This window comes from Klebsiella sp. R445, assembly GCF_051131755.1.
GTDB lineage: Bacteria > Pseudomonadota > Gammaproteobacteria > Enterobacterales > Enterobacteriaceae > Klebsiella > Klebsiella lignicola.
Map to the genome: position 1 here is coordinate 2,385,036 of NZ_CP180446.1, position 21,315 is coordinate 2,406,350.

Annotated in this window: 20 protein-coding genes; 11 read left to right on the plus strand and 9 right to left on the minus strand. The window is 56.2% G+C overall.

The window, feature by feature from the left end; translation table 11 throughout:
* Positions 1–107: 107 nt before the first annotated feature.
* On the minus strand, positions 108–1,466 hold the full coding sequence (locus ACMYSN_RS11095) for a 2-hydroxycarboxylate transporter family protein (protein ID WP_462498017.1): 1,359 nt from the start codon (positions 1,464–1,466) through the stop codon (positions 108–110).
* A 430-nt stretch (positions 1,467–1,896) separates the two neighbouring features.
* Here ACMYSN_RS11095 and ACMYSN_RS11100 point away from each other — a divergent pair, with 430 nt between their 5' ends.
* A complete protein-coding gene (locus tag ACMYSN_RS11100) occupies positions 1,897–3,522 on the plus strand; it encodes a sensor histidine kinase (RefSeq protein ID WP_462498018.1) in 1,626 nt (541 codons plus the stop codon).
* Positions 3,512–4,210 (plus strand): response regulator, encoded by a 699-nt coding sequence (locus ACMYSN_RS11105; RefSeq protein WP_123757532.1) that lies wholly within the window; start codon positions 3,512–3,514, stop codon positions 4,208–4,210. Before ACMYSN_RS11100 ends, ACMYSN_RS11105 begins: the two co-directional genes overlap by 11 nt.
* Before the next feature lie 55 nt (positions 4,211–4,265).
* On the opposite strand, the gene djlA is transcribed toward ACMYSN_RS11105, so the two are convergent.
* On the minus strand, positions 4,266–5,096 hold the full coding sequence (djlA, locus tag ACMYSN_RS11110) for a co-chaperone DjlA (protein ID WP_174509122.1): 831 nt from the start codon (positions 5,094–5,096) through the stop codon (positions 4,266–4,268).
* A 244-nt stretch (positions 5,097–5,340) separates the two neighbouring features.
* Here djlA and lptD point away from each other — a divergent pair, with 244 nt between their 5' ends.
* From lptD to apaH, 6 genes are all read left to right on the plus strand, one after another.
* Entirely contained in the window at positions 5,341–7,686 is a 2,346-nt protein-coding gene (gene lptD / locus ACMYSN_RS11115) for an LPS-assembly protein LptD (protein WP_462498019.1), read from the plus strand.
* 54 nt (positions 7,687–7,740) lie between these two features.
* Positions 7,741–9,027 carry a peptidylprolyl isomerase SurA gene (gene surA, locus ACMYSN_RS11120; protein ID WP_434666380.1) on the plus strand — a complete coding sequence of 429 codons (1,287 nt, stop codon included), beginning with the start codon at positions 7,741–7,743 and terminating at the stop codon, positions 9,025–9,027.
* Between the two features lie 106 nt (positions 9,028–9,133).
* Positions 9,134–10,114, plus strand: coding sequence for a 4-hydroxythreonine-4-phosphate dehydrogenase PdxA (gene pdxA, locus ACMYSN_RS11125; protein WP_462498020.1), 981 nt, complete (start codon positions 9,134–9,136; stop codon positions 10,112–10,114).
* Positions 10,111–10,932 carry a 16S rRNA (adenine(1518)-N(6)/adenine(1519)-N(6))-dimethyltransferase RsmA gene (rsmA, locus tag ACMYSN_RS11130; RefSeq protein WP_123757537.1) on the plus strand — a complete coding sequence of 274 codons (822 nt, stop codon included), beginning with the start codon at positions 10,111–10,113 and terminating at the stop codon, positions 10,930–10,932. The genes pdxA and rsmA overlap by 4 nt, the downstream gene beginning before the upstream one ends.
* A 2-nt stretch (positions 10,933–10,934) precedes the next feature.
* The gene (apaG, locus tag ACMYSN_RS11135; protein ID WP_462498021.1) at positions 10,935–11,312 is read left to right on the plus strand and encodes a Co(2+)/Mg(2+) efflux protein ApaG; all 378 of its coding nucleotides are present in this window, start codon (positions 10,935–10,937) and stop codon (positions 11,310–11,312) included.
* A gap of 4 nt (positions 11,313–11,316) precedes the next feature.
* The gene (apaH, locus tag ACMYSN_RS11140) at positions 11,317–12,165 is read left to right on the plus strand and encodes a diadenosine tetraphosphatase (RefSeq protein ID WP_462498022.1); all 849 of its coding nucleotides are present in this window, start codon (positions 11,317–11,319) and stop codon (positions 12,163–12,165) included.
* A 99-nt stretch (positions 12,166–12,264) separates the two neighbouring features.
* Here apaH and folA read toward each other — a convergent pair whose 3' ends face one another.
* From folA to ACMYSN_RS11170, 6 genes are all read right to left on the minus strand, one after another.
* A complete protein-coding gene (gene folA / locus ACMYSN_RS11145) occupies positions 12,265–12,744 on the minus strand; it encodes a dihydrofolate reductase (RefSeq protein WP_462498023.1) in 480 nt (159 codons plus the stop codon).
* Positions 12,745–12,941: 197 nt separating this feature from the next.
* The gene (gene kefC / locus ACMYSN_RS11150) at positions 12,942–14,807 is read right to left on the minus strand and encodes a glutathione-regulated potassium-efflux system protein (protein ID WP_462498024.1); all 1,866 of its coding nucleotides are present in this window, start codon (positions 14,805–14,807) and stop codon (positions 12,942–12,944) included.
* A complete protein-coding gene (gene kefF / locus ACMYSN_RS11155) occupies positions 14,800–15,330 on the minus strand; it encodes a glutathione-regulated potassium-efflux system oxidoreductase KefF (protein ID WP_123757543.1) in 531 nt (176 codons plus the stop codon). The genes kefC and kefF overlap by 8 nt, the downstream gene beginning before the upstream one ends.
* 80 nt (positions 15,331–15,410) lie before the next feature.
* Entirely contained in the window at positions 15,411–16,730 is a 1,320-nt protein-coding gene (locus tag ACMYSN_RS11160) for an MFS transporter (RefSeq protein WP_462498025.1), read from the minus strand.
* Positions 16,731–16,802: 72 nt separating this feature from the next.
* Positions 16,803–17,753, minus strand: coding sequence for a 2-hydroxyacid dehydrogenase (locus ACMYSN_RS11165; protein WP_123757545.1), 951 nt, complete (start codon positions 17,751–17,753; stop codon positions 16,803–16,805).
* A 210-nt stretch (positions 17,754–17,963) separates the two neighbouring features.
* Positions 17,964–18,956 (minus strand): LacI family DNA-binding transcriptional regulator, encoded by a 993-nt coding sequence (locus tag ACMYSN_RS11170; RefSeq protein WP_462498026.1) that lies wholly within the window; start codon positions 18,954–18,956, stop codon positions 17,964–17,966.
* A 288-nt stretch (positions 18,957–19,244) separates the two neighbouring features.
* On the opposite strand from ACMYSN_RS11170, the gene idnO reads away from it, so the two are divergent.
* From idnO to ACMYSN_RS11185, 3 genes are read left to right on the plus strand one after another with little or no spacing between them, the layout of a single operon-like run.
* The gene (idnO, locus tag ACMYSN_RS11175) at positions 19,245–20,009 is read left to right on the plus strand and encodes a gluconate 5-dehydrogenase (RefSeq protein WP_462498027.1); all 765 of its coding nucleotides are present in this window, start codon (positions 19,245–19,247) and stop codon (positions 20,007–20,009) included.
* Positions 20,010–20,023: 14 nt separating this feature from the next.
* Positions 20,024–20,554 carry a gluconokinase gene (locus tag ACMYSN_RS11180; protein WP_254444107.1) on the plus strand — a complete coding sequence of 177 codons (531 nt, stop codon included), beginning with the start codon at positions 20,024–20,026 and terminating at the stop codon, positions 20,552–20,554.
* Positions 20,551–21,018, plus strand: a complete 468-nt coding sequence (locus ACMYSN_RS11185) for a NanQ anomerase/TabA/YiaL family protein (RefSeq protein ID WP_462498028.1) — start codon at positions 20,551–20,553, stop codon at positions 21,016–21,018. Before ACMYSN_RS11180 ends, ACMYSN_RS11185 begins: the two co-directional genes overlap by 4 nt.
* A 54-nt stretch (positions 21,019–21,072) precedes the next feature.
* Here the strand turns inward: ACMYSN_RS11185 and ACMYSN_RS11190 are convergent, their stop codons facing one another.
* Positions 21,073–21,309 (minus strand): YgdI/YgdR family lipoprotein, encoded by a 237-nt coding sequence (locus tag ACMYSN_RS11190; RefSeq protein ID WP_462498029.1) that lies wholly within the window; start codon positions 21,307–21,309, stop codon positions 21,073–21,075.
* Positions 21,310–21,315 lie beyond the last annotated feature (6 nt).

Genomic DNA, 21,315 nt, shown 5'->3' on the forward strand with positions numbered 1-21,315 from the left:
GGCGCTGATTGTATCGCTAAACCGACAGAATTTAGGATACAGGACAAAGAAATTTTCTTCGTCCTGTGGTCGAAAATTGCAGATTATCCTGTTAGCGCAGAGCTAAATCATGCGAGGAAGTGACTGAGGAATAGCAGACCCAGCGAAACATTAATCGCACCACCGATACGGGTGGCGATTTGGGCGAACGGCATCAGGTTCATGCGGTTGCCGGAAGTCAGGATCGCCACGTCGCCGGTGCCGCCCTGACCACTCTGACAGCAGGAGACAATCGCCACATCGATCGGGTGCATGCCAATCTTTTTACCGACAAAAAAGCCGGTCGCCACCAGCGCCGAAACGGTGCTGACAATCACCAGCAAGTTGTCGATGGTGAAGGCGTTCACCAGCTCCTGCCACGGGGTGATCGCCACGCCGACGGCAAACAGAATCGGGTAGGTCACCGCCGTACGGAAGAATTTGTAGACCATCTGCGACCCTTCCTGCAGCCGCGGAGAGACGCCGTTGACCAGCTTAAGCAGAACCGCCAGAAACAGCATTCCCACCGGAGCCGGCAGCCCTATCATTTTCTGCCCGAGCATGCCGAGCATATACAGCAGCACCGCCAGCAGCGCGCCCGAAGCCAGGGTCGTCACATCGGTCTTCGCATCGACATCCTGGGTTTCGCGATGCGTTTCGTTACTGCGGTTTGGCATCAGTTGGCCTTCACCGGTCAGATGTGGGAAACGTTTACCCAACTGATTCAGGCCACCGGAGATCACAATCGCCGTCAGGCTGCCCAGCATCACCATCGGTAATACCCGGCCTAGCGCGACGCCCTGATCCATATGCATCAGCGCGGCATAGCCAATGGAGAGCGGAATCGCCCCTTCCCCGACGCCACCGGCCATAATCGGCAGGACAATAAAGAAGAACACCTGGAACGGCTCCAGCCCGAGCGCAGTACCGACGCCTACGCCAACCAACATGCCGACGATCTCGCCGCACACCATCGGAAAGAAGATGCGCAGGAAGCCCTGAATCAGGGTGGTCCGGTTCATGCTCATGATGCTGCCGACGATAATGCAGCAAATATAGAGATAAAGGATGTTGGTGGATTTGTAGAATTTGGTGGTGGACTCCACCACCACATCCGGCAGCAGACCGTAGTGGACCAGCGCCGAAGGGATAAAGGTGGCGCAGATTGCTGCCGCCCCTAGTTTCCCGAGGATCGGCAGGCGTTTGCCAAATTCACCGCAGGCAAAACCGAAAAACGCCAGCGTCGCGACCATCACCACAATATCACTCGGCAGCTTGCCGTTAAGGCAGTCGAGGGCAATCAATCCCCCGGCCAGCAGGAAAAGCGGTAGCGGGATAATCCCGACTTTCATGGTGTCCATCACGTGCCACCAGCGCTGTTTCAGCGTCGCTTTTGGCGTATTGATGGGGTCGAGGGTCGCAGAGAATGCATTGTCTGTGGTGCTCATAGGTTTTGGCCCTTTCGTTATTATTCATTTTCAGAGTAGGGAGCCTGAAGCAGAGTTAATGTGAGGCGCGGCGGATTAGAAATGAAGTTTTAATGGTCACTATGGTTTTTATGGTTTCTATTCATCGACGTGATATCTATCTGATTTATTAGCGTGGTTTTTATGATTTTTATTCTCTCATGCTGGCGACATGATCAGGCGAGCGCACACCAGACGCCCCGCCACTGCTGCCGTCGCGAGATCGGGCTGCTGTCTTGCTGGTCAGCGCCGTGGGTTAAAGGGGATCGCGCGCCATCTTGATAAATATCCGCCGGTAGATAATTCTGGTGGTTCATCCAGATAAAAAGGCCCGCGCGTTTCCCGCACCATTCCTGTCGTTACCGGGAAAGAGGTTACCGTGCCGATACCACAAAGACGCGGTACAACACTTATGAAGGTTTCCTTTCAGTTTAAGCTGTTCATTTCGCTGGTGGCGTTCTTCTCCGTCCTGTTCGCCCTGCTGGGAGCCTATTACTACGTTGATGCCAGTCACCAGCTGTATCAGGAGATGAGCGCCCGCGCCAGAATACAGGCCGAAGAGATTGCCCTGATGCCGGAGCTTCGTCGCCAGGTTAGCCGCGACGATCCCCAGGCGCTGACCTCGTTTATGCACGACATCGCCGCCCATAGCGATGCCAGCTTTATCGTGGTTGGCGATGCACGCGGCGTGCATCTGTTCCACTCCGTTCACCCGGAGTGGGTTGGCACCCGGCTGGTCGGCGGCGATAATCAGGCGGTTCTGGCGGGCGAGAGCACCACCACCATCCGTAAAGGCGGGCTCGGCGTGTCGCTGCGCAGCAAGGCGCCCATCGTCAATGAGGCCGGCCAGGTGGTGGGGATTGTCTCGGTGGGCTACCTGACCAGCTATCTCGACAGCATCACTCTGGCCAAAGTTATCAATATCTTTATCGCGGCGATCCTGCTGCTGATCGCCCTGTTTATTTTTTCCTGGTACTTTACCCGCAGCATTAAAAAGCAGATTTTTTCGCTGGAGCCGCGGGAGATCGGCCTGCTGGTGCGGCAGCAGAAGGCGATGATGGAGTCGATCTACGAAGGGGTAATCGTCATCGATCATCACCGGCGTATTGAAGTCATCAACCATGCGGCGCGTAGCCTGCTGGGGTTGAGTCAGCCTGCCCACCTGCTGCGCGGCAGATCCATCGACAGCGTGATCGTGCCGCAGCCCTTTTTCGCCAGCGGCGACATGCTGGAGAACGACACTCACGATGAGCTGTGCCGCTTCAATCAGTTGACCGTCCTCGCCAGCCGGGTACGCATCATGCTGGAAAATTCACTGCAGGGTTGGGTGATCACCTTCCGTGACCGGGATGAAATCAACTCTCTCAGCGCCCAACTGAGCCAGGTCAAACGCTACGTGGATAACCTGCGCATCATGCGCCACGAGCAGTTGAACCGCATGACGACGCTCTCCGGCCTGCTGCATATGGGCCATTATGACGATGCGATCCGCTATATTCAGGCACAATCCGAACATGCGCAGGAGCTGCTGGACTTTATCTCTTCGCGCTTCGCATCGCCGACGCTCTGCGGTCTGCTGCTGGGGAAAGCCGCCCGGGCGCGGGAGAAAGGAGTAGAGCTTAGTTTCGACCCGGCCTGTCATATCGATCGCCCCCTGCCGTCCTTAATGGAGTCAGAGCTGATTTCGATTATTGGCAACCTGCTGGACAACGCTATTGAAGCCACGCAACGTGCCGAGCTGCCGCACGAGCCGGTTGAAGTGCTGATCCAGCTAAACGCCCGGGAGCTGATGATTGAAGTGGCCGACCGTGGTATCGGTATTCACCCGGCGATCCGCGATCGTATCTTTGAACGCGGCATCACCACCAAAACCCGTGGCGATCACGGCATCGGCCTGTATCTTATCGAACATTATGTCACCCAGGCGGGCGGCACCATTGAGGTCGCAGACAACGCACCGCGAGGGGCGATCTTTACGCTGTTTATCCCCGCAGACGCTCCCGCCCATCCGCAACAAGAGGCCCACTATGCATCATGACCTGGTCGATGTGTTAATCATCGAAGATGAGAGTGAACTGGCACGGCTGCATGCCGAGCTGATTCAAAAACATCCGCGGATGCGGCTGATCGGCATAGCGGCATCCCTCAGCCAGGCGCGGCAGATGCTCAACGCCCAACTTCCCCAGTTGGTGCTGCTCGATAACTATTTGCCCGACGGTAAAGGCGTCACCTTGATGACCGACCCGATTCTGGCGGACGCCACCTGCTCGGTGATTTTTATTACCGCCGCCAGCGACATGGAAACCTGTAGCCAGGCAATTCGTAACGGCGCCTTCGATTACATCCTTAAGCCGGTGTCGTGGAAGCGCCTGAGCCAGTCGCTGGAGCGCTTCGTGCAGTTTTACGATCAGCAGCGCGAGTGGAAAATCGTCGACCAGCAAAACGTCGATTCCCTCTATCAGCTGCAGGCGAAGAACTACCGTACCGACAGCGGCAGCAAAGGGATCGAGGAGAAGACTCTGGCGCTGGTGCAGAGCCTGTTCAATGACCGGGAAGCACACAGTTTTTCCGTGGATGAGGTGGTGAACGATGCCGGCTTAAGTAAAACGACCGCCCGTCGCTATCTGGAGCACTGCGTGGAGATCGGTTTTCTGGAAGTGGATATGCTGTACGGTAAAATTGGCCACCCGCGACGCATGTACCGCCGCGTCGCCAGCGCCTCATAAGGCCTCTCCCGGTAGTAAGAGAGGCCCCAGGCGCTGACAGGCCCAGGGCTGGTGCTTAAAAACCGCGTTGTTCTTTGATCAGTTCCCAAGCTTTTTGAATATCCTGCGCTTTCTGCTTTGCCATCTCCATCATTTCTGGCGGTAACCCCTTCGCCACCAGCTTATCCGGATGGTGCTCGTTCATGAGCTTGCGATAAGCACGTTTCACGGTGGCAGCATCATCGGTGGGCTTCACGCCCAGCACGTTGCAGGCGTCTTCCAGCGTTGGTCCACGCTGCGCCTGCTGCCAGCCAGCGTTGCCGCCGCCCTGACCGTAACTACCCTGCTGAGAACCCCCGCCGCCAAACTGCGCGCCGCCCTGCATCATGCGCAGGAACTGCTCGAACTGCGCGCGCGAGATCCCGAGTTCTTCGGCAATGACGAACAGCACGTCACGTTCATTAGGATGTAACTCACCGTCGGCGAAAGCGGTCTGCAGCTGAATTTCCAGAAACATCCGAATCAAATCAAAGCGGCCGAAACAGACGCTACGCAGCTGGCGCATTTTTTCGCGCAGCGGATAATCGTCTGATTTACCTACCCGAAACGCATGCTGTGCCGCGGTACGCGACTCTCCATGCAGGTTCATACGATCCATCAGGACATTGGCAACATGAATATCGGCTTCGGTGACGCGGCCTTTGGATTTGGTCAGATGCCCCATCACCTCAAAGGTAGTGGCAAAGAACAGCGCCTGGCGCTCTTGCTGGTTGGCGAACACATTGATTCTACGGCTCCGTGCGCGGTCAAAGATATGCCCGACCAATAGCCCCAGCACCACGCCCCAAAAGCCTGCGCCCATCATTAACGCGACTGCAACCCCAATTATTTTACCCAAATACTGCATAGACTCCCCAATATTTACGCCGCCAGTTAAGCTATATAAGACCGCACGTTACAAAGCACTGACGCTTAGGTCAATTGTGGGACATAGCCTATATTTTGCTTTATCATACTCGTCATTCTACACGGTGCCTAACGCTCGGGATCCAAACCGGCAGGATTAACACTAGCGCGATGAAGATGAGTACGTTAGGCTCTGACCGTTTGCAAGCCGCTGCCATAAGATGACGGAACAACAAAAACAACGTATGAAAAAACGTATTCCCAGCCTCCTGGCCACCATGATCGCCAGCGCCTTGTACAGCCAGCAAGGCCTCGCCGCCGATCTCGCGACGCAATGTATGCTTGGCGTGCCAAGCTACGATCGTCCTTTGGTTGAAGGAAAAACCAACGAGCTACCGGTGACGATCGATGCCGAGCATGCGAAGGGTAATTATCCGGACAACGCGGTATTTACCGGCAATGTCGATATCAACCAGGGCAATAGCCGTCTCCAGGCAGATGAGGTTCAGCTTCATCAGCAGCAGGCTGCGGGCCAGCCGCAACCGGTACGTACGGTTGATGCACTCGGCAATGTGCACTATGACGATAATCAGGTCATTCTGAAAGGCCCCAAAGGCTGGTCAAACCTGAATACCAAAGATACCAATATCTGGAAAGGCGATTACCAGATGGTCGGCCGTCAGGGCCGCGGCACCGCAGACCTGATGAAACAGCGCGGTGAGAACCGCTACACCATTCTGGAAAACGGCAGCTTTACCTCCTGTCTGCCAGGTTCGAATACCTGGAGCGTCGTCGGGAGTGAAGTTATTCATGACCGCGAAGAGCAGGTTGCGGAAATCTGGAACGCGCGCTTTAAAATCGGCTCAGTGCCGGTGTTTTACAGCCCCTACCTGCAGCTGCCGGTAGGCGACAAGCGCCGTTCTGGCTTCCTGATCCCGAACGCTAAATACAGCACCAAGAATGGCGTGGAGTTTTCACTCCCCTATTACTGGAACATTGCGCCTAACTTCGATGCAACGCTGACGCCGCACTACATGAGCAAGCGTGGCGGCGTGATGTGGGAAAACGAATTCCGCTATCTGACCAAAGCAGGCACGGGTCTGTTCGAATTTGACTACCTGCCTTCCGATAAAATCTACCAGGATGACCACTCCAGCGACAGCAACAGTCGCCGTTGGTTGTTCTACTGGAACCACTCGGGTGTAATCGATCAGGTATGGCGCCTGAACGCTGACTACACCAAAGTAAGCGATGCGGACTACTTTAACGACTTCAGCTCTAAATACGGTTCCAGTACCGACGGCTACGCCACGCAGAAATTCAGCGCCGGCTACGTCGTTCAAAACTTTGACGCCACCGTGTCGACCAAACAGTTCCAGGTCTTTAACCGCGAATCGAGCAACTCCTACGCGGCGCAGCCGCAGCTCGACGTTAACTACTACCAGAACGATGTTGGTCCGTTTGACACCCACCTGTATGGACAGGCGGTGCACTTCCTCAACACCAACAGCAACATGCCGGAAGCCACCCGCGTTCACTTTGAACCGACGATCGGCTTACCGCTGTCGAACGGCTGGGGCAGTATCAATACCGAAGCCAAGCTGCTGGCGACCCACTACCAGCAAAGCAACCTCGATAACTACAACGCCGCCAATGGCACGGACTATAAAGAGTCCGTCAACCGTGTGATGCCGCAGTTTAAAATCGACGGTAAAATGGTCTTCGAGCGCGACATGCAGGAGGGTTTCACCCAAACGCTGGAACCGCGCATGCAGTATCTGTATATCCCGTATCGTGACCAGAGCCAGATCGGTACCTACGACTCCACGCTGCTGCAATCAGACTATACCGGCCTGTTCCGCGACCGTACCTACAGCGGCCTGGATCGCATTGCTTCAGCGAACCAGCTCACCACCGGCGTCACCTCTCGCGTATATGATTCAGCCGCCGTTGAACGTTTTAATATTTCCGTTGGTCAAATCTATTATTTCACCGAGTCCCGGACCGGTGATGACAACGTCAACTGGGAGAATGACGACACAACGGGTTCACTGGTATGGGCCGGAGATACCTACTGGCGTATCTCCGATAACTGGGGTTTACGCGGAGGTATTCAGTACGATACGCGTCTGGATAACGTCGCTACCGGTAACGGCACAGTGGAATACCGTCGCGATGAAAACCGCTTAGTACAGCTCAACTATCGTTACGCCAGCCCGGAATACATTCAGGCAACGCTGCCGTCGTATTCCACCGCTGAGCAGTACAAAAATGGTATTTCTCAGGTGGGCATGACTGCCAGCTGGCCGATTGTCGATCGCTGGTCTGTCGTCGGTGCATACTACTTTGACACCAATACCAAAAAGAGCGTCGACCAGATGTTAGGGGTCCAGTATAACTCCTGCTGCTACGCGATTCGCCTTGGCTACGAACGTAAGATCAACGGCTGGGATTCGAACGGTAACGGCGAGAGCAAATACGACAACACCTTTGGCATCAACATTGAGCTACGTGGCCTGAGCTCCAACTACGGTCTCGGCACCCAGCAGATGCTGCGTTCGAACATTTTACCGTACCAGAACTCCCTGTGATGTGGCTGGTTTAAAACGTAATCCGCACTTGCGGTTAATTGAAATGGAAAAAGTATGAAGAACTGGAAAACGCTGCTTCTCGGTATCGCCATGATCGCGAATACCAGTTTCGCTGCCCCACAGGTTGTCGATAAAGTAGCGGCTGTCGTCAATAATGGCGTTGTTCTTGAAAGCGACGTCGATGGCTTGATGCAATCGGTTAAGCTGAATGCTGGGCAGGCCGGTCAACAGCTGCCGGATGACGCAACCCTGCGTCATCAGATCCTCGAACGTCTGATCATGGACCAGATTGTTCTGCAGATGGGCCAGAAAATGGGCGTGAAAGTCACTGACGATCAGGTCGATCAGGCTATTGCCAACATCGCAAAACAGAACAACATGTCGCTGGATCAGATGCGTAGCCGCCTGGCTTACGAAGGTCTGAACTACAACACTTACCGCAATCAGATCCGTAAAGAGATGCTGATTTCGGAAGTGCGCAACAACGAAGTTCGTCGCCGTATCACCGTGCTGCCGCAGGAAGTTGAATCCCTGGCGAAGCAGATTGGCGATCAGAACGATGCCAGCACTGAACTGAACCTGAGCCACATCATGATTCCGCTGTCGGAAAACCCATCTTCTGACGACGTGGCTGCCGCTCAGCAGCAGGCCAACTCCATCGTCGAGCAGGCACGCAGCGGCGCCGATTTCGGTAAACTTGCTATCACCTACTCTGCTGACCAGCAGGCGCTGAAAGGCGGCCAGATGGGCTGGGGTCGTATTCAGGAGCTGCCGGGGATCTTCGCCCAGGCACTGAGCACCGCGAAGAAAGGCGATATTATCGGCCCGATTCGTTCTGGTGTCGGTTTCCACATCCTGAAAGTCAACGATATGCGCGGTGGCAGTAAAAGCATCTCCGTCACCGAAGTTCACGCTCGCCACATCCTGCTGAAGCCGTCGCCGATCATGAACGACGACCAGGCACGGGCGAAGCTGGAGCAGATCGCGGCAGACATTAAGAGCGGGAAAACCACCTTTGCGAAAGCGGCGAAAGATTTCTCTGAAGATCCAGGTTCTGCCAACCAGGGCGGCGATCTGGGCTGGGCTACGCCAGATATCTTCGACCCGGCGTTCCGCGACGCTCTGATGCGCCTGAATAAAGGCCAGACCAGCGCACCGGTTCACTCCTCCTTCGGCTGGCACCTGATTGAACTGATGGACAGTCGTCAGGTCGACCGTACCGACGCCGCGCAGAAAGACCGCGCCTACCGGATGCTGATGAACCGTAAATTCTCGGAAGAAGCAGCGACCTGGATGCAGGAACAACGCGCCAGCGCTTACGTCAAGGTTCTGAACAACTAATACCACGGCCTCAATACACCCCGGCAGCATTCGGGATGTATTGAGGCGGCAATGCCAGCGGCTCCCGCTGGCATTGCCAAAAAAGACGTCCTGAAGGATGAAGTGTATGAATCGAGTTGTTATCACCCCCGGCGAGCCCGCCGGAATTGGCCCCGACCTTGTGGTGCAGCTTGCACAGCGCGACTGGCCGGTAGAGCTGGTGGTTTGCGCCGATGGCGCACTGTTATCTGACCGGGCCCGACAGCTCGGTCTTCCTTTATCTCTTCTGCCCTACGACGCTTCCCTTCCCGCTACAGCGCAACGCGCTGGCACCCTGACGCACCTTCCCGTCACGTTAAACGCCCCAGTGGAGCCAGGTGTACTGAACATCTCTAACGGGCACTATGTGGTGGAGACGCTGGCTCGCGCCTGCGACGGCTGCCTGAACGGTGAATTTGCGGCGTTGATTACCGGGCCGGTGCATAAGGGAAACATCAACGACGCGGGGATCGCCTTCACCGGGCACACCGAGTTCTTTGAAGAGCGTTCGCACGCCAGCAAAGTCGTGATGATGCTGGCAACGGAAGAGCTGCGTGTCGCCCTGGCGACCACTCACCTGCCGCTGAAGGCCATCAGCGAGGCAATCACGCCGGATTTACTGCGTGAGGTGATTACCATCCTGGACCACGATCTGCGCCATAAATTTGGTATCGCCCGGCCGCACGTGCTGGTCTGCGGGCTTAACCCGCACGCCGGCGAAGGCGGACACATGGGGACCGAAGAGATCGATACCATTATTCCGGTACTGGAAGAAATGCGCGCCAGGGGCATGAATCTGAGCGGTCCGCTCCCGGCAGACACCCTTTTTCAGCCTAAATATCTCGACCATGCCGATGCGGTACTCGCGATGTACCACGATCAGGGCCTTCCCGTGCTAAAATACCAGGGCTTTGGCCGTGGCGTGAACATTACGCTCGGTTTACCTTTTATTCGAACCTCCGTTGACCACGGTACCGCGCTTGAACTGGCGGGCCAGGGAAAAGCGGATGTCGGCAGTTTTATCACGGCGCTTAATCTCGCCATCAAAATGATTGTTAATACGCAATGAATAATCGAGTCCATCAGGGCCACTTAGCTCGTAAACGCTTCGGGCAAAACTTTCTCAACGATCAGTTCGTGATCGACAGCATTGTCTCGGCCATTAACCCTCAGAAAGGGCAGGCTATTGTCGAAATCGGTCCGGGTCTCGCCGCACTGACCGAGCCGGTCGGTGAACGCCTTGACGCGCTCACGGTTATCGAGCTCGACCGCGATCTGGCCGCACGTCTGCAAACGCATCCCTTCCTGGGACCGAAGCTGACGATTTATCAGCAAGATGCCATGACCATGAATTTCGGCGAGCTGTCGCAGACCATGGGTCAGCCGCTGCGCGTGTTTGGCAACCTGCCGTACAACATCTCGACGCCGCTGATGTTCCATCTGTTCAGCTATACTGATGCCATTGCCGACATGCACTTTATGCTGCAAAAAGAGGTCGTCAATCGCCTGGTTGCCGGACCGAACAGCAAGGCATATGGTCGTCTGAGCGTCATGGCGCAGTACTACTGCCAGATTATCCCGGTACTCGAAGTACCGCCGAGCGCCTTTACACCACCGCCTAAAGTGGACTCCGCCGTTGTGCGCCTGGTGCCTTATCGCACGCTGCCGCATCCGGTGAAAGAGGTGCGTGTACTGAGCCGAATTACTACCGAAGCGTTCAATCAGCGTCGGAAAACGATTCGCAACAGTCTCGGCAACCTGTTCAGCGTTGACGTGCTGACCGAGTTGGGCATCGACCCGGCAAAACGTGCAGAGAATATTTCCGTGGCGCAGTACTGTCAGTTAGCCAACTGGTTATCCGACAACGCGCCCACCAAGGAGAGCTAACCATGATCAATTCGCCTCGTGTTTGCGTACAGGTGCAAAGCGTCTATATCGAATCGCAGTCTTCCCCGGAAGAGGAGCGCTACGTCTTCGCTTATACCGTCACTATTCGCAATCTGGGGCGGACTCAGGTTCAGCTTCTTGGCCGCTACTGGCTTATCACCAACGGCCACGGTCGTGAGACTGAAGTTCAGGGTGAAGGGGTTGTCGGCGAACAGCCGCATATTCCCGCAGGCGGTGAATTTCAATATACCAGCGGGGCCGTCATTGAAACGCCGCTGGGCACCATGCAGGGACATTACGATATGATCGATGTGAACGGCGAGCCGTTCTCGATCGACATCCCTGTTTTCCGTCTCGCAGTACCAACGCTCATTCACTAAAACAATGTCTACATATCTTATTGGCGACGTTCACGGTTGCTACGATGAACTGATCGCGTTATTAAAGCAGGTGGCCTTTACCCCAGGGAACGATACGCTGTGGCTCACGGGCGATCTCGTCGCGCGCGGCCCGGGTTCGCTTGAGGTCTTACGCTACGTCAAATCTCTGGGCGATAGCGCTCGTCTGGTGCTGGGTAATCACGACCTGCATCTGCTGGCCGTTTTCGCCGGGATCAGCCGCAACAAACCAAAAGATCGCCTGAAATCACTGCTTGAAGCACCGGATGCCGACGACCTGCTTAACTGGTTACGTCGTCAGCCGCTGATGCAAATCGATGAACAGAAAAAGCTGGTGATGGCCCATGCCGGCATCACACCGCAGTGGGATCTGGAAACGGCAAAAGAGTGCGCGCGCGATGTTGAAGCCGTCCTCTCCAGCGACTCCTATCCGTTCTTCCTCGACGCGATGTATGGCGATATGCCGAATAACTGGAGCAACGAACTGAGCGGCCTTGCCCGCCTGCGCTTTATCTCCAACGCCTTTACCCGCATGCGTTACTGCTTCCCGAATGGTCAGCTGGATATGTATGCCAAAGAGGCACCGGAAGACGCTCCCGCGCCATTAAAGCCGTGGTTTGCGATCCCGGGTCCGGTCGCCAATGAATACAGTATTGCTTTTGGACATTGGGCTTCGCTGGAAGGCCGCGGTACGCCTGAGGGGATTTATGCCCTTGATACGGGCTGCTGCTGGGGTGGGGATCTCACCTGCCTGCGCTGGGAAGACAAGCAGTACTTTACTCAGCCATCAAACCGGCAGAAAGATCAGACTGAAGGCGACGCGATCGCGTCTTAAGTTGAGCGTCCCGGATGACCGCCAACAACGGGCGCTATCCGGGCAACGCTTTAGCGCGATAAAACCTCCCCGGCGCGCATAACGCCACCGGGGAAAGCCTTAACGGCGCTCGAGGATCTCGAAGCAGTAGCTGTGTGAATTCTGCGCGTCGGCATCATGGAATTCGCTGAATACCGATTCCCACTGATCCGGATCGTAGTCAGGGAAATGCGTATCGCCTTCCACTTCTGCATCGATGTGGGTCAGATACAGCTTGTGCGCTTTCGGCAGGAACTGCTCGTACACGCGACCACCACCGATCACCATCATCTCGTCAACATCGCCGCAGGCGGCAATCGCTTCATCTACCGATTTCACCCACTGCACACGATCGTCGGTGCCCGACTGGCTGCTGATAACGATATTTTTCCGTCCTGGTAACGGACGACCGATAGACTCCCAGGTCAGGCGACCCATCACTACCGGCTTGTTTAACGTATTACGTTTAAACCAGGCGAGATCGGCAGGCAGGTTCCATGGCATGGCGTTTTCCATACCGATGACGCGATCTACCGCTAACGCCGCAATCAGACTGATCATTGAAAATTTCCCGAATGCAAAAAATTGCCGCCACTATACGGAAAGCGTAATACTTCGTCGACTGCGTGGAGAGTAAAGAATAAGAAAATTTTTAGATTTGCTGGCGAGCCCACGTAAGCCACGTGAACCGCCAGCTGCGGATTTAAATTGAAAACAAAATGTTAACTGTAAACCAAACGTAACAGCGAGTTTTCACCTCAGGATGCCGGCTTATTTTCGGGTTCATCGGCGATATCGCCGGTATGTCTGCCCTCTTCGGTTCCCTGCCAGCCGTGGCGCTGCACCAATGACAAATGGTTACGATCCTCGTTGATAATCCCGGTCAACATGTCGCTGGTTCGCTTGAACACCGCCACGCGAGACGCCGCATCGTTTTCCGCCATCTCGACCATCTCTTCCACCATTTTCTGGTTGAAGCGACGGAACAGATCGGCGCGCTCACGCGCTTCATAGGCACCCAGTCCCAGCGCCTCCAGCGCCGTGCGCCCGGATTTCAGCGCCGCTTCGAAGGTTTCACGCTCCGGAGCATCTACGCCGGCCTGGCGCAGCTGGATGTAGTGATCGACATCGCGGGCGCGGGAGATAATCTGCAGATGCGGGAAGTGCTCTTTCGCCAGCTCCACCAGCTGCAGGCTGGCCTGCGGATCGTCGATCGCATTAATCAGCACCTCGGCTTTTGCCGCCCCTGCCGATTCCAGCAGATCCGCGCGGGTGGCATCACCATAGAACACTTTCATATCAAACTTACGCAGCGTTTCCACGTGGTCCGGATCGTGATCGAGGATCACCATCTTCACCCCGCCGGAAAGCAGCACACGCCCGGCGATCTGCCCGTAACGACCAAAGCCGGCGATAATCACCCGCGGCTGCTCTTCATCAATTTCATCGGCTTCACGCTCCTGGCCGCTGGAGGATTTCTCCAGCCGGGTCAGCAGCACCAGCAGAATCGGCGTGGCCGCCATCGACAACGCCACCGCTAAGGTCAGCGCCTTCGCCCACTCACTGTCCAGCACGTCCGCCAGCTGCGCCGCGCCAAAGACCACAAAGGCAAACTCACTCCCCTGCCCCAGCAGCACCGCAAACCAGCGGCGCTGCGCGCGCGGTACACCAAGCGGTTTAGCGATCAGCCACAGCATCACGCCTTTAATGACCAGGAAACCGACCAGTAAAATCAGGATCCGCAGCGGATGGCTCATCAGAGTGCCGAAATCAATCGACATCCCGACGCCGATGAAAAACAGCCCCAGCAGCAGGCCCTTAAACGGCTCGATATCGCTTTCCAGCGCATGACGATACTCCGAGCTTGCCAGCAGCACCCCGGCGAGGAACGCCCCCATCGCCATCGACAGCCCTACTTCTTCCAGCAACAGGCCAAAGCCGAACACCAGGAACAGGGCCACGGCACTGAACACTTCACGCAGGCCCGAGCGGGCCACGAAACGCAGCACCGGACGGGTGACATAGCGCCCCAGCGCCACCACCAGCACCAACGCCCCCGCGACTTTGAGCGCGGACAACGCGAAAGCGCCGAGGGTGGTGGAACCGCCGCTGGCGGCCAGCAGCGGGATCATCGCTACCAGCGGGATCGCCGCGATATCCTGAAACAGCAGAACGGCAAACGCGCTGCGTCCCATCTGCGAGACCGTCAGGTTACGTTCGTTCATCGCCTGCATGGCGATAGCCGTCGACGACAGCGCCAGCGTCATGCCAATCAGCTCGGCGACCTGCCAGCGCATCCCCAGCAGCATGCAAAACAGGCCAATCAGTGCCCCGCACACCACCATCTGCAACGCGCCGCCGCCAAACACCGACGCCCGTAGTTTCCACAGGCGCTGCGGGTCAAGCTCCAGGCCGATGACAAACAGCATCAGGACCACGCCAATTTCGGCAAAATGCAGAATCGCCTCGGCGTCCGTCACCAGCCGCAGGCCCCACGGCCCAATAATGCACCCGGCGATCAGATAGCCCAGCACCGACCCCAGACCAAGGCGCACGGCAATCGGCACAATCAGGGCGGCAGACCCCAGATAAATCAGCGCCTGTATCAGCGTATGGCTATCCATGGTGTGCCTCCTGCCATTCAATTAAGCGTTGTCGATAGCGGCGCGCCTGCGCCTGAAGGGTTTCATCGTCACAGATAAACGTACAGTGCATGGCGAACGGCGGCAGCCATTTCATGCCGCAGTACAGCCCGGTGGCCTGTAGCGGCTGGGACAGCACGTCAAAACCAGGAAATGCGCCGATATCGAAGTGGCTCTCGCCGCCGCCGGTGGTCACCGCCCACATCAGCGATTTTCCATGCAGCGCAATGCCGTTGTGACCGTAGGCCCAACCGTGCGACAGCACCTTATCCATCCACAGCTTCATGAGCGGCGGAACGCTGTACCACTGCATCGGATGCTGCCAGATAATCAGATCGGCTTTCGCCAGCGCCGCCTGTTCGGCGGCGATGTCGATGTTAAAGTCGGGGTAAAGTTGGTAGAGGGAGCGTATTTCTACGCCATCCAGCGTCCTTGCCTGCTCCAGCATCCGCTTATTCGCATGCGAGTGATGCGGATAGGGATGAGCATAAATTATCAGAATCATTGATTAGCCTGCGTTAACTCTCGTTGTAATCTGCAAGAGTGTAGTCAGTTAATCGAAGCGCTTACAATCATAACCTGATTTTATGTCTGCGGACTGCCGGCCTTATGTGGCTGCGGACTGCCGGTAACCTCGGGTTCGCTAACGTTGAGATCGCAGCGTTTCGGCAGCAGGAAGGTCATGGTCCCGGCAATGATTAGCGATCCAGCCAGGGCGCAAACCGCCACGTTCTGGCCATACAGGTAGATCATTACCCCCACCAGATACGGGCCACAGAAGCCGCCGAGGTTACCCAGGCCATTAATCACCCCGCGAGCGCTACCGGCCACTTCCGCAGAGGCGATCCGCCCCGGCATCGACCAGAACGGACTGGTGGCTGATTTGAGGAAAAAGCCGCAAATCACCAGCGCGATATAGGCCGCCACCACGTGCTCACGCAGCAATACCGAGGCCACCAGCGCCGCCGCAAAGCTGTAAAGCGAGAAGCGCACCCACAGACGACGTTTGCCGCTGCGATCGCTGAACAACGAGATGACATAGATCCCGGCAAGCGTCGCCACAAACGGCAATACCGCAAGGAGACCCACGCTGGCCATACTGCCGCCGGTCAGTCCTTTGAGGATCGTCGGCAGCCACAAGGTGTAGCCATAATCACCGGTCTGATAGAAGAAGTTGAGGATCACCAGTTTCATCAGTCCGCCGTTGCGGAAAACATCTTTGACCGGCGCCTTGCTGACCGGATCTTCCGCCAGTTTTGCCGCCCGCTCGGCGGCCAGCGTAGTGACCAGGTAGTGACGCTCTTTCTCCGGCAGCCAGCGGGCCTCTTCCGGGCGGTCGCTGATCATGAACCACCAGACCGCCAGTACTACCACCGACAGCAGACCTTCGATAATAAACAGCCAGCGCCAGTCGAGCGCGGCGATGATCGCCCCGGATACCGGCGCGGTCAACATGCCGCCCAGCGGGGCGAACATCATCACGAAGGCGTTGGCACGCCCCAACTCTTTTTCCGGGAACCAGTTGCTGACCATCGTCAACACCACCGGTAACATGCCGCCCTCGGACACGCCGAGAATAAAACGCAGCACCAGCAGTTGATATTCATGGGTCACGAAGCCGGTGGCTACCGAAACGACCGCCCAGGCCATCAGCGACCAGGCAATAAAACGCTTACCGCTACCGTTTACCGCAATTCGCCCACCGGGTATTTGCAAAAATAAATAACCAATAAAAAAGATGCCGCTGGCAACACCGGCCATCTGGCTGGTAATACCTAAGTCCTCTTCCATTCCACCGGGTAATGCGAAACTAATATTAACCCGGTCCATAAACGAAATAATACAGGCGATCAACACCGGCGTAATAATACGCCACCAGCGGGTGCTGGGAATTTTATCATTCATATTTCGCGCTCTCTATGCAGAGGTTATTGTTGTCATTGAATACGAGCTGGGTACAGAAATAAGAGAGAGAAATTAATTAATCGCGTTCGGCAATGGCGCGTCGGCGAAATAAGCCGCCACGTTGGCAAAAACTACCTCACTCATTTTCTGTCGGGTTTCATGGGTCGCGCTGGCGACGTGCGGTTGCAGCACCACATTATCTAGCGCAATCAGCGCCGCCGGCACATGCGGTTCGTCTTCAAACACATCGAGAGCCGCCCCAGCGATAACACCGTTTTGTAACGCCTGTATCAACGCCTTCTCATCCACCAGCGAGCCGCGGGCGATGTTGATCAGCCACGCCTGTTTCGGCATGACGTTAAACACTGAATAATCGATCAGCCCGCGATTGGCTTCGCCGCCGGAGGCCGCAATCACCAGGAAATCGCTCTCGTGGGCCAGGGTATGCAGATCGGCACACCACTGATAATCCAGACCCGGCACCGGTTTGCGGTCGGTGTAAAGCACCTGCATGTCGAAGCCGCGGGCGCGACGGGCAATCGCCTGGCCGATATTGCCCATCCCCAGCAGGCCAATGCGCTTACCGCTGACCTGAGTCGCCAGCGGCATCCCGCCCTTCTCCCAGCGCCCTTCCCGGACAAAGCGATCGCCCTGACACAGATTGCGGGAGGCGGCCAGCAGCAGCCCCATCGCCAGATCCGCCACGTCATTGGTCAGTACGCCGGAGGTGATGGAGATCTTAATCTGCCGGGTACGAGCATATTCCACATCAACGGCATCGGTACCGACGCCGAAAATGGCAATCAGGCCAACGTGCGGCAGCAGCTCAAGGACGCTGTTCTGTACGCCAATGTCCCCACGGGTGACAACCGCGGCAATGTTCTCGCCTTGCTCACGCAGAAAACCTATCGGATCGTCCTGCTCGTACAGACGCAGCAGCGGGAAATGGGCCGCCAGCTGCTCCTGCAGTGCATCAATAACGGGGGCCACTAAAAGGACGGCGCGGGTAAGAGTACTCTTCATCAGATCACCTGTTTGACGGTTCGTTACAACGGTAGCCACTATCAAACGGGTTTTTAGCGGGGCGTTTTGCGATCTGCATCACGCTGAATCGTGTTAAAAATTGCTGTTACCCTCTACGTGATCGCTAAGACAAAACCGACGTATCACGCTGTGACGCGGGGCATGGCGTTAACGGTTTGCTAACACCGTGGCGTCGCGCGACAGGCGGGATTAAATCGTTTCGCCCAGCGACAGGCGGTAGTGCAGGTCTACTTTCTCAATGGTCGGCAGTCCTTTGATTTTTTTGATTAAAATCTCAGTAGCGACCTTACCCATCTCAAAGCGCGGAGTCAGCACGCTGGCCAGCCGCGGGGTGATAATCTGGCCGATCTCCAGGCCATGAAAACCGGCGATCGCCAGCTCCTGCGGGACATTGATACCCGATGCGAGGCACTCCTGTAACACGCCCACCGCCAGGTCATCATTGGTACAGAGGATCCCGTCCATGGTGGCATACATCTGCCGCGCCAGATTCATCATGCCGGTTCCTATCGACACCGACGACACCTTATTCGGCGCAATACGCCCTGTCGCCAGCCCGGCATTCTCCATCGCCTGGCAATAGCCGGCGTAGCGTTGCTCGTCGCGCACGTCAGACATCGAGCCGAAATAGATAATGTGCCGCTTGCCGCTCGCCAGCAGCATCGTGGTCATGTCAAAACCGGCTTTGAAGTTATCGAACCCGACGTTGATGCGCCCGGGATTCTCCGCCAGCCCCATCACTTCGGCGATAGGAATTTTGGCGGCGTTGAGGTACTTATCCGCCCGCAGGGTGTGAACCGACTCGGTCAGCAGCAGGCCTTTGACATGAAACGCCAGCACCGCCGCGATCTGTTCTTCTTCGCGCTGGCGATCGTAATCGTAGTTGACCACCAGCGTCTGGTAGCCGTGCGCCGCGGTCACCGATTCGATCCCCGCCAGCAGGTCGGCGAAGATTTGGTTATGAAAAGAGGGAATTAATACGCCAATGCGCGGAACGACGACGCTGGTCATCGCCGGAATATCGGGATCGGGCTCATAACCGATTTCCGCAATCACGCTGGCGATACGTTCTGCGGTCTCCGGTTTGACTTTGTCCGGCGTACGTAAATAGCGGCTGACGGTCATCTTGGTTACGCCAGCCAGCGCTGCAATATCATTGAGCGTAATGCGTTGTACTTTCATCTATCGACCCGTCAAATACATCCAATGCATCAGGCCATTATGCCTGCCGTTCAGGAAAAAGAGAATCACACCATTCTGCGCTTAACCCCTTGAGCCATGGCAATTTCCACCCGACATCACGTTTAGCGTAACCCCTTTTCGTAACACCATTTTGAGTGATCTCCATCACAGATTTACCCGGCAAAAATCCGTGAGATAGAGCACAGGTTGTTGCGGGTCATGTTTTGCCATCAGCGGCATTAACACGCACCACATCATTTATATTCAGCCGTTAATCAGGATATCAAGATGAAAGATCTTTTCAGCTTACAAGGCAAACGTATTTTAATTACTGGCGCAGGACAAGGGATTGGTTTTGTCATGGCGCAAGGCCTTGCACGATATGGCGCAGAAATTATTGTCAACGATATTTCGGCGTCTCGTGCGGATGATGCGGTCATGAAATTACGTGATGAGGGTGCCATTGCCCACTCCGCGGTATTTAATGTTACCGATGCCGAGGCGGTTGAAAATGCAATTGCGAAAATTGAAACCGAAATTGGTGCGATTGACGTGTTATTTAATAACGCGGGTATTCAGCGCCGCCATCCTTTTACCGAATTTCCGGTGCAGGAATGGCATGACGTTATTTCCGTCAACCAGACCGCGGTATTCCTGGTCTCCCAGGCGGTAGCCAAACGTATGGTCAGCCGTCGGCGCGGCAAAATCGTCAATATCTGCTCCATGCAGAGCGAACTGGGCCGCGACACGATTACCCCGTACGCCGCCGCCAAAGGCGCGGTGAAGATGTTGACTCGCGGCATGTGCGTCGAGCTGGCGCGCGATAACATCCAGGTCAACGGTATTGCCCCGGGCTATTTTAAAACCGCCATGACCCAGGCCCTGGTGGACGATCGGGCCTTTACCGACTGGTTGTGTAAACGTACGCCTGCCGCACGCTGGGGCGATCCGCAAGAGCTGATTGGCGCCGCCGTGTTTCTCTCCTCCAAAGCATCCGATTTCGTCAATGGACATCTGTTATTCGTCGACGGCGGCATGCTGGTTGCCGTCTGATTAAGGAGCGCATTATGGCAGGGCAATGCATTATTTTGATGGGCGTGTCGGGCACCGGGAAGACCACCGTGGGTCAGGCGCTGGCCCAGGCGCTTGGCGCCAAGTTTATCGACGGTGACGATCTTCATCCCCGGCAGAACATCGTCAAAATGGCCGCCAGTCAGCCGCTGGATGACAACGATCGCCAGCCGTGGCTGGAGCGCATTGGCGATGTGATTTTCAGCCTTGGACAGAAGAACGAATCCGGCGTGCTGGTGTGCTCGGCGCTGAAAAAGCGCTACCGCGACCAGCTGCGCGAGGGTAACCCCCATTTACGCTTCCTGTGGCTGACCGGCGACTACGACTGCATTTTGCAACGGATGCAGGCGCGTAAGGGCCACTTTATGCCGGAAGCCCTGCTGCGCAGCCAGTTTGCCGCGCTGGAAACCCCGGATGCCAGCGAAGGCGATATCGTCGCGGTGGATATCGCCCCCGATGTCGCGAGCATTGTGGCGCACTCCATCACATTACTTAACCCGCAACCCACGCAGGGAGTCCCGGCATGATTATCGATACCTTAAGCGCCGCCGCTAAAAATAGTTTTTACCCGCCGGTTATCCGCAAAGCGCTGCAGGCGGTACTGCAGCAGGAGCCGCACGCTCTGCCACCGGGGAAATATACCGTCGATGGCGATAATCTGTTTTTTACCGTTGTTGAAGGCAGCACGAAACCGCTGGCGGAACAGCGCCCGGAGTACCATCGTCAGTACATCGATATTCATATTGTGCTGCAAGGTGAGGAGATTATCGGGGCCGGAAACAAAGGCCTGGAGATTGTGCCGGACGGACCGTTTAAGGACGCCCATGATATTGGCTTTTGTGAGGAGATCAGCAGCGAAACGCTGATTCATCTGCATCCTGAAGAGCTGGCCGTCCTGTTTCCCGGGGAACTGCATCGACCAATGAGCGCCATGGATGCCGGCGCACCGCTACGCAAAATTATCGTCAAAATTGACCACGCGCTGCTTTAATCAGTCAGCCATCGGCCCCGCCGCGTTCCATGCGGGGCCACATGAATTTGTCTCTTAGTTATCCAGTTCGTCCATCGACTTAACCTGATCGCGATTAATCTGCTCGGTACGACCGGTCTCCGCATTTTTGTAGGACACCATGCCGGTATCATCATCCACCTGCGGTTTACCATCGGTCACAATGGTTTTGCCATCGGTAGTTTTCAGCGACTGATTGGATGAACACCCGGCTACGGTAAACAGTGCAGCAGCAGCGAAAACCACAGCGGTGAGGGGTTTATTGTATTTCATCGTGTT

Bases quoted from the DNA above. Each gene is read 5' to 3' on its own strand.
- ACMYSN_RS11095 (WP_462498017.1), bottom strand. From the start codon at position 1,466: ATGAGCACCACAGACAATGCATTCTCTGCGACCCTCGACCCCATCAAT.
- ACMYSN_RS11100 (WP_462498018.1), top strand. From the start codon at position 1,897: ATGAAGGTTTCCTTTCAGTTTAAGCTGTTCATTTCGCTGGTGGCGTTC.
- ACMYSN_RS11105 (WP_123757532.1), top strand. From the start codon at position 3,512: ATGCATCATGACCTGGTCGATGTGTTAATCATCGAAGATGAGAGTGAA.
- djlA (WP_174509122.1), bottom strand. From the start codon at position 5,096: ATGCAGTATTTGGGTAAAATAATTGGGGTTGCAGTCGCGTTAATGATG.
- lptD (WP_462498019.1), top strand. From the start codon at position 5,341: ATGAAAAAACGTATTCCCAGCCTCCTGGCCACCATGATCGCCAGCGCC.
- surA (WP_434666380.1), top strand. From the start codon at position 7,741: ATGAAGAACTGGAAAACGCTGCTTCTCGGTATCGCCATGATCGCGAAT.
- pdxA (WP_462498020.1), top strand. From the start codon at position 9,134: ATGAATCGAGTTGTTATCACCCCCGGCGAGCCCGCCGGAATTGGCCCC.
- rsmA (WP_123757537.1), top strand. From the start codon at position 10,111: ATGAATAATCGAGTCCATCAGGGCCACTTAGCTCGTAAACGCTTCGGG.
- apaG (WP_462498021.1), top strand. From the start codon at position 10,935: ATGATCAATTCGCCTCGTGTTTGCGTACAGGTGCAAAGCGTCTATATC.
- apaH (WP_462498022.1), top strand. From the start codon at position 11,317: ATGTCTACATATCTTATTGGCGACGTTCACGGTTGCTACGATGAACTG.
- folA (WP_462498023.1), bottom strand. From the start codon at position 12,744: ATGATCAGTCTGATTGCGGCGTTAGCGGTAGATCGCGTCATCGGTATG.
- kefC (WP_462498024.1), bottom strand. From the start codon at position 14,807: ATGGATAGCCATACGCTGATACAGGCGCTGATTTATCTGGGGTCTGCC.
- kefF (WP_123757543.1), bottom strand. From the start codon at position 15,330: ATGATTCTGATAATTTATGCTCATCCCTATCCGCATCACTCGCATGCG.
- ACMYSN_RS11160 (WP_462498025.1), bottom strand. From the start codon at position 16,730: ATGAATGATAAAATTCCCAGCACCCGCTGGTGGCGTATTATTACGCCG.
- ACMYSN_RS11165 (WP_123757545.1), bottom strand. From the start codon at position 17,753: ATGAAGAGTACTCTTACCCGCGCCGTCCTTTTAGTGGCCCCCGTTATT.
- ACMYSN_RS11170 (WP_462498026.1), bottom strand. From the start codon at position 18,956: ATGAAAGTACAACGCATTACGCTCAATGATATTGCAGCGCTGGCTGGC.
- idnO (WP_462498027.1), top strand. From the start codon at position 19,245: ATGAAAGATCTTTTCAGCTTACAAGGCAAACGTATTTTAATTACTGGC.
- ACMYSN_RS11180 (WP_254444107.1), top strand. From the start codon at position 20,024: ATGGCAGGGCAATGCATTATTTTGATGGGCGTGTCGGGCACCGGGAAG.
- ACMYSN_RS11185 (WP_462498028.1), top strand. From the start codon at position 20,551: ATGATTATCGATACCTTAAGCGCCGCCGCTAAAAATAGTTTTTACCCG.
- ACMYSN_RS11190 (WP_462498029.1), bottom strand. From the start codon at position 21,309: ATGAAATACAATAAACCCCTCACCGCTGTGGTTTTCGCTGCTGCTGCA.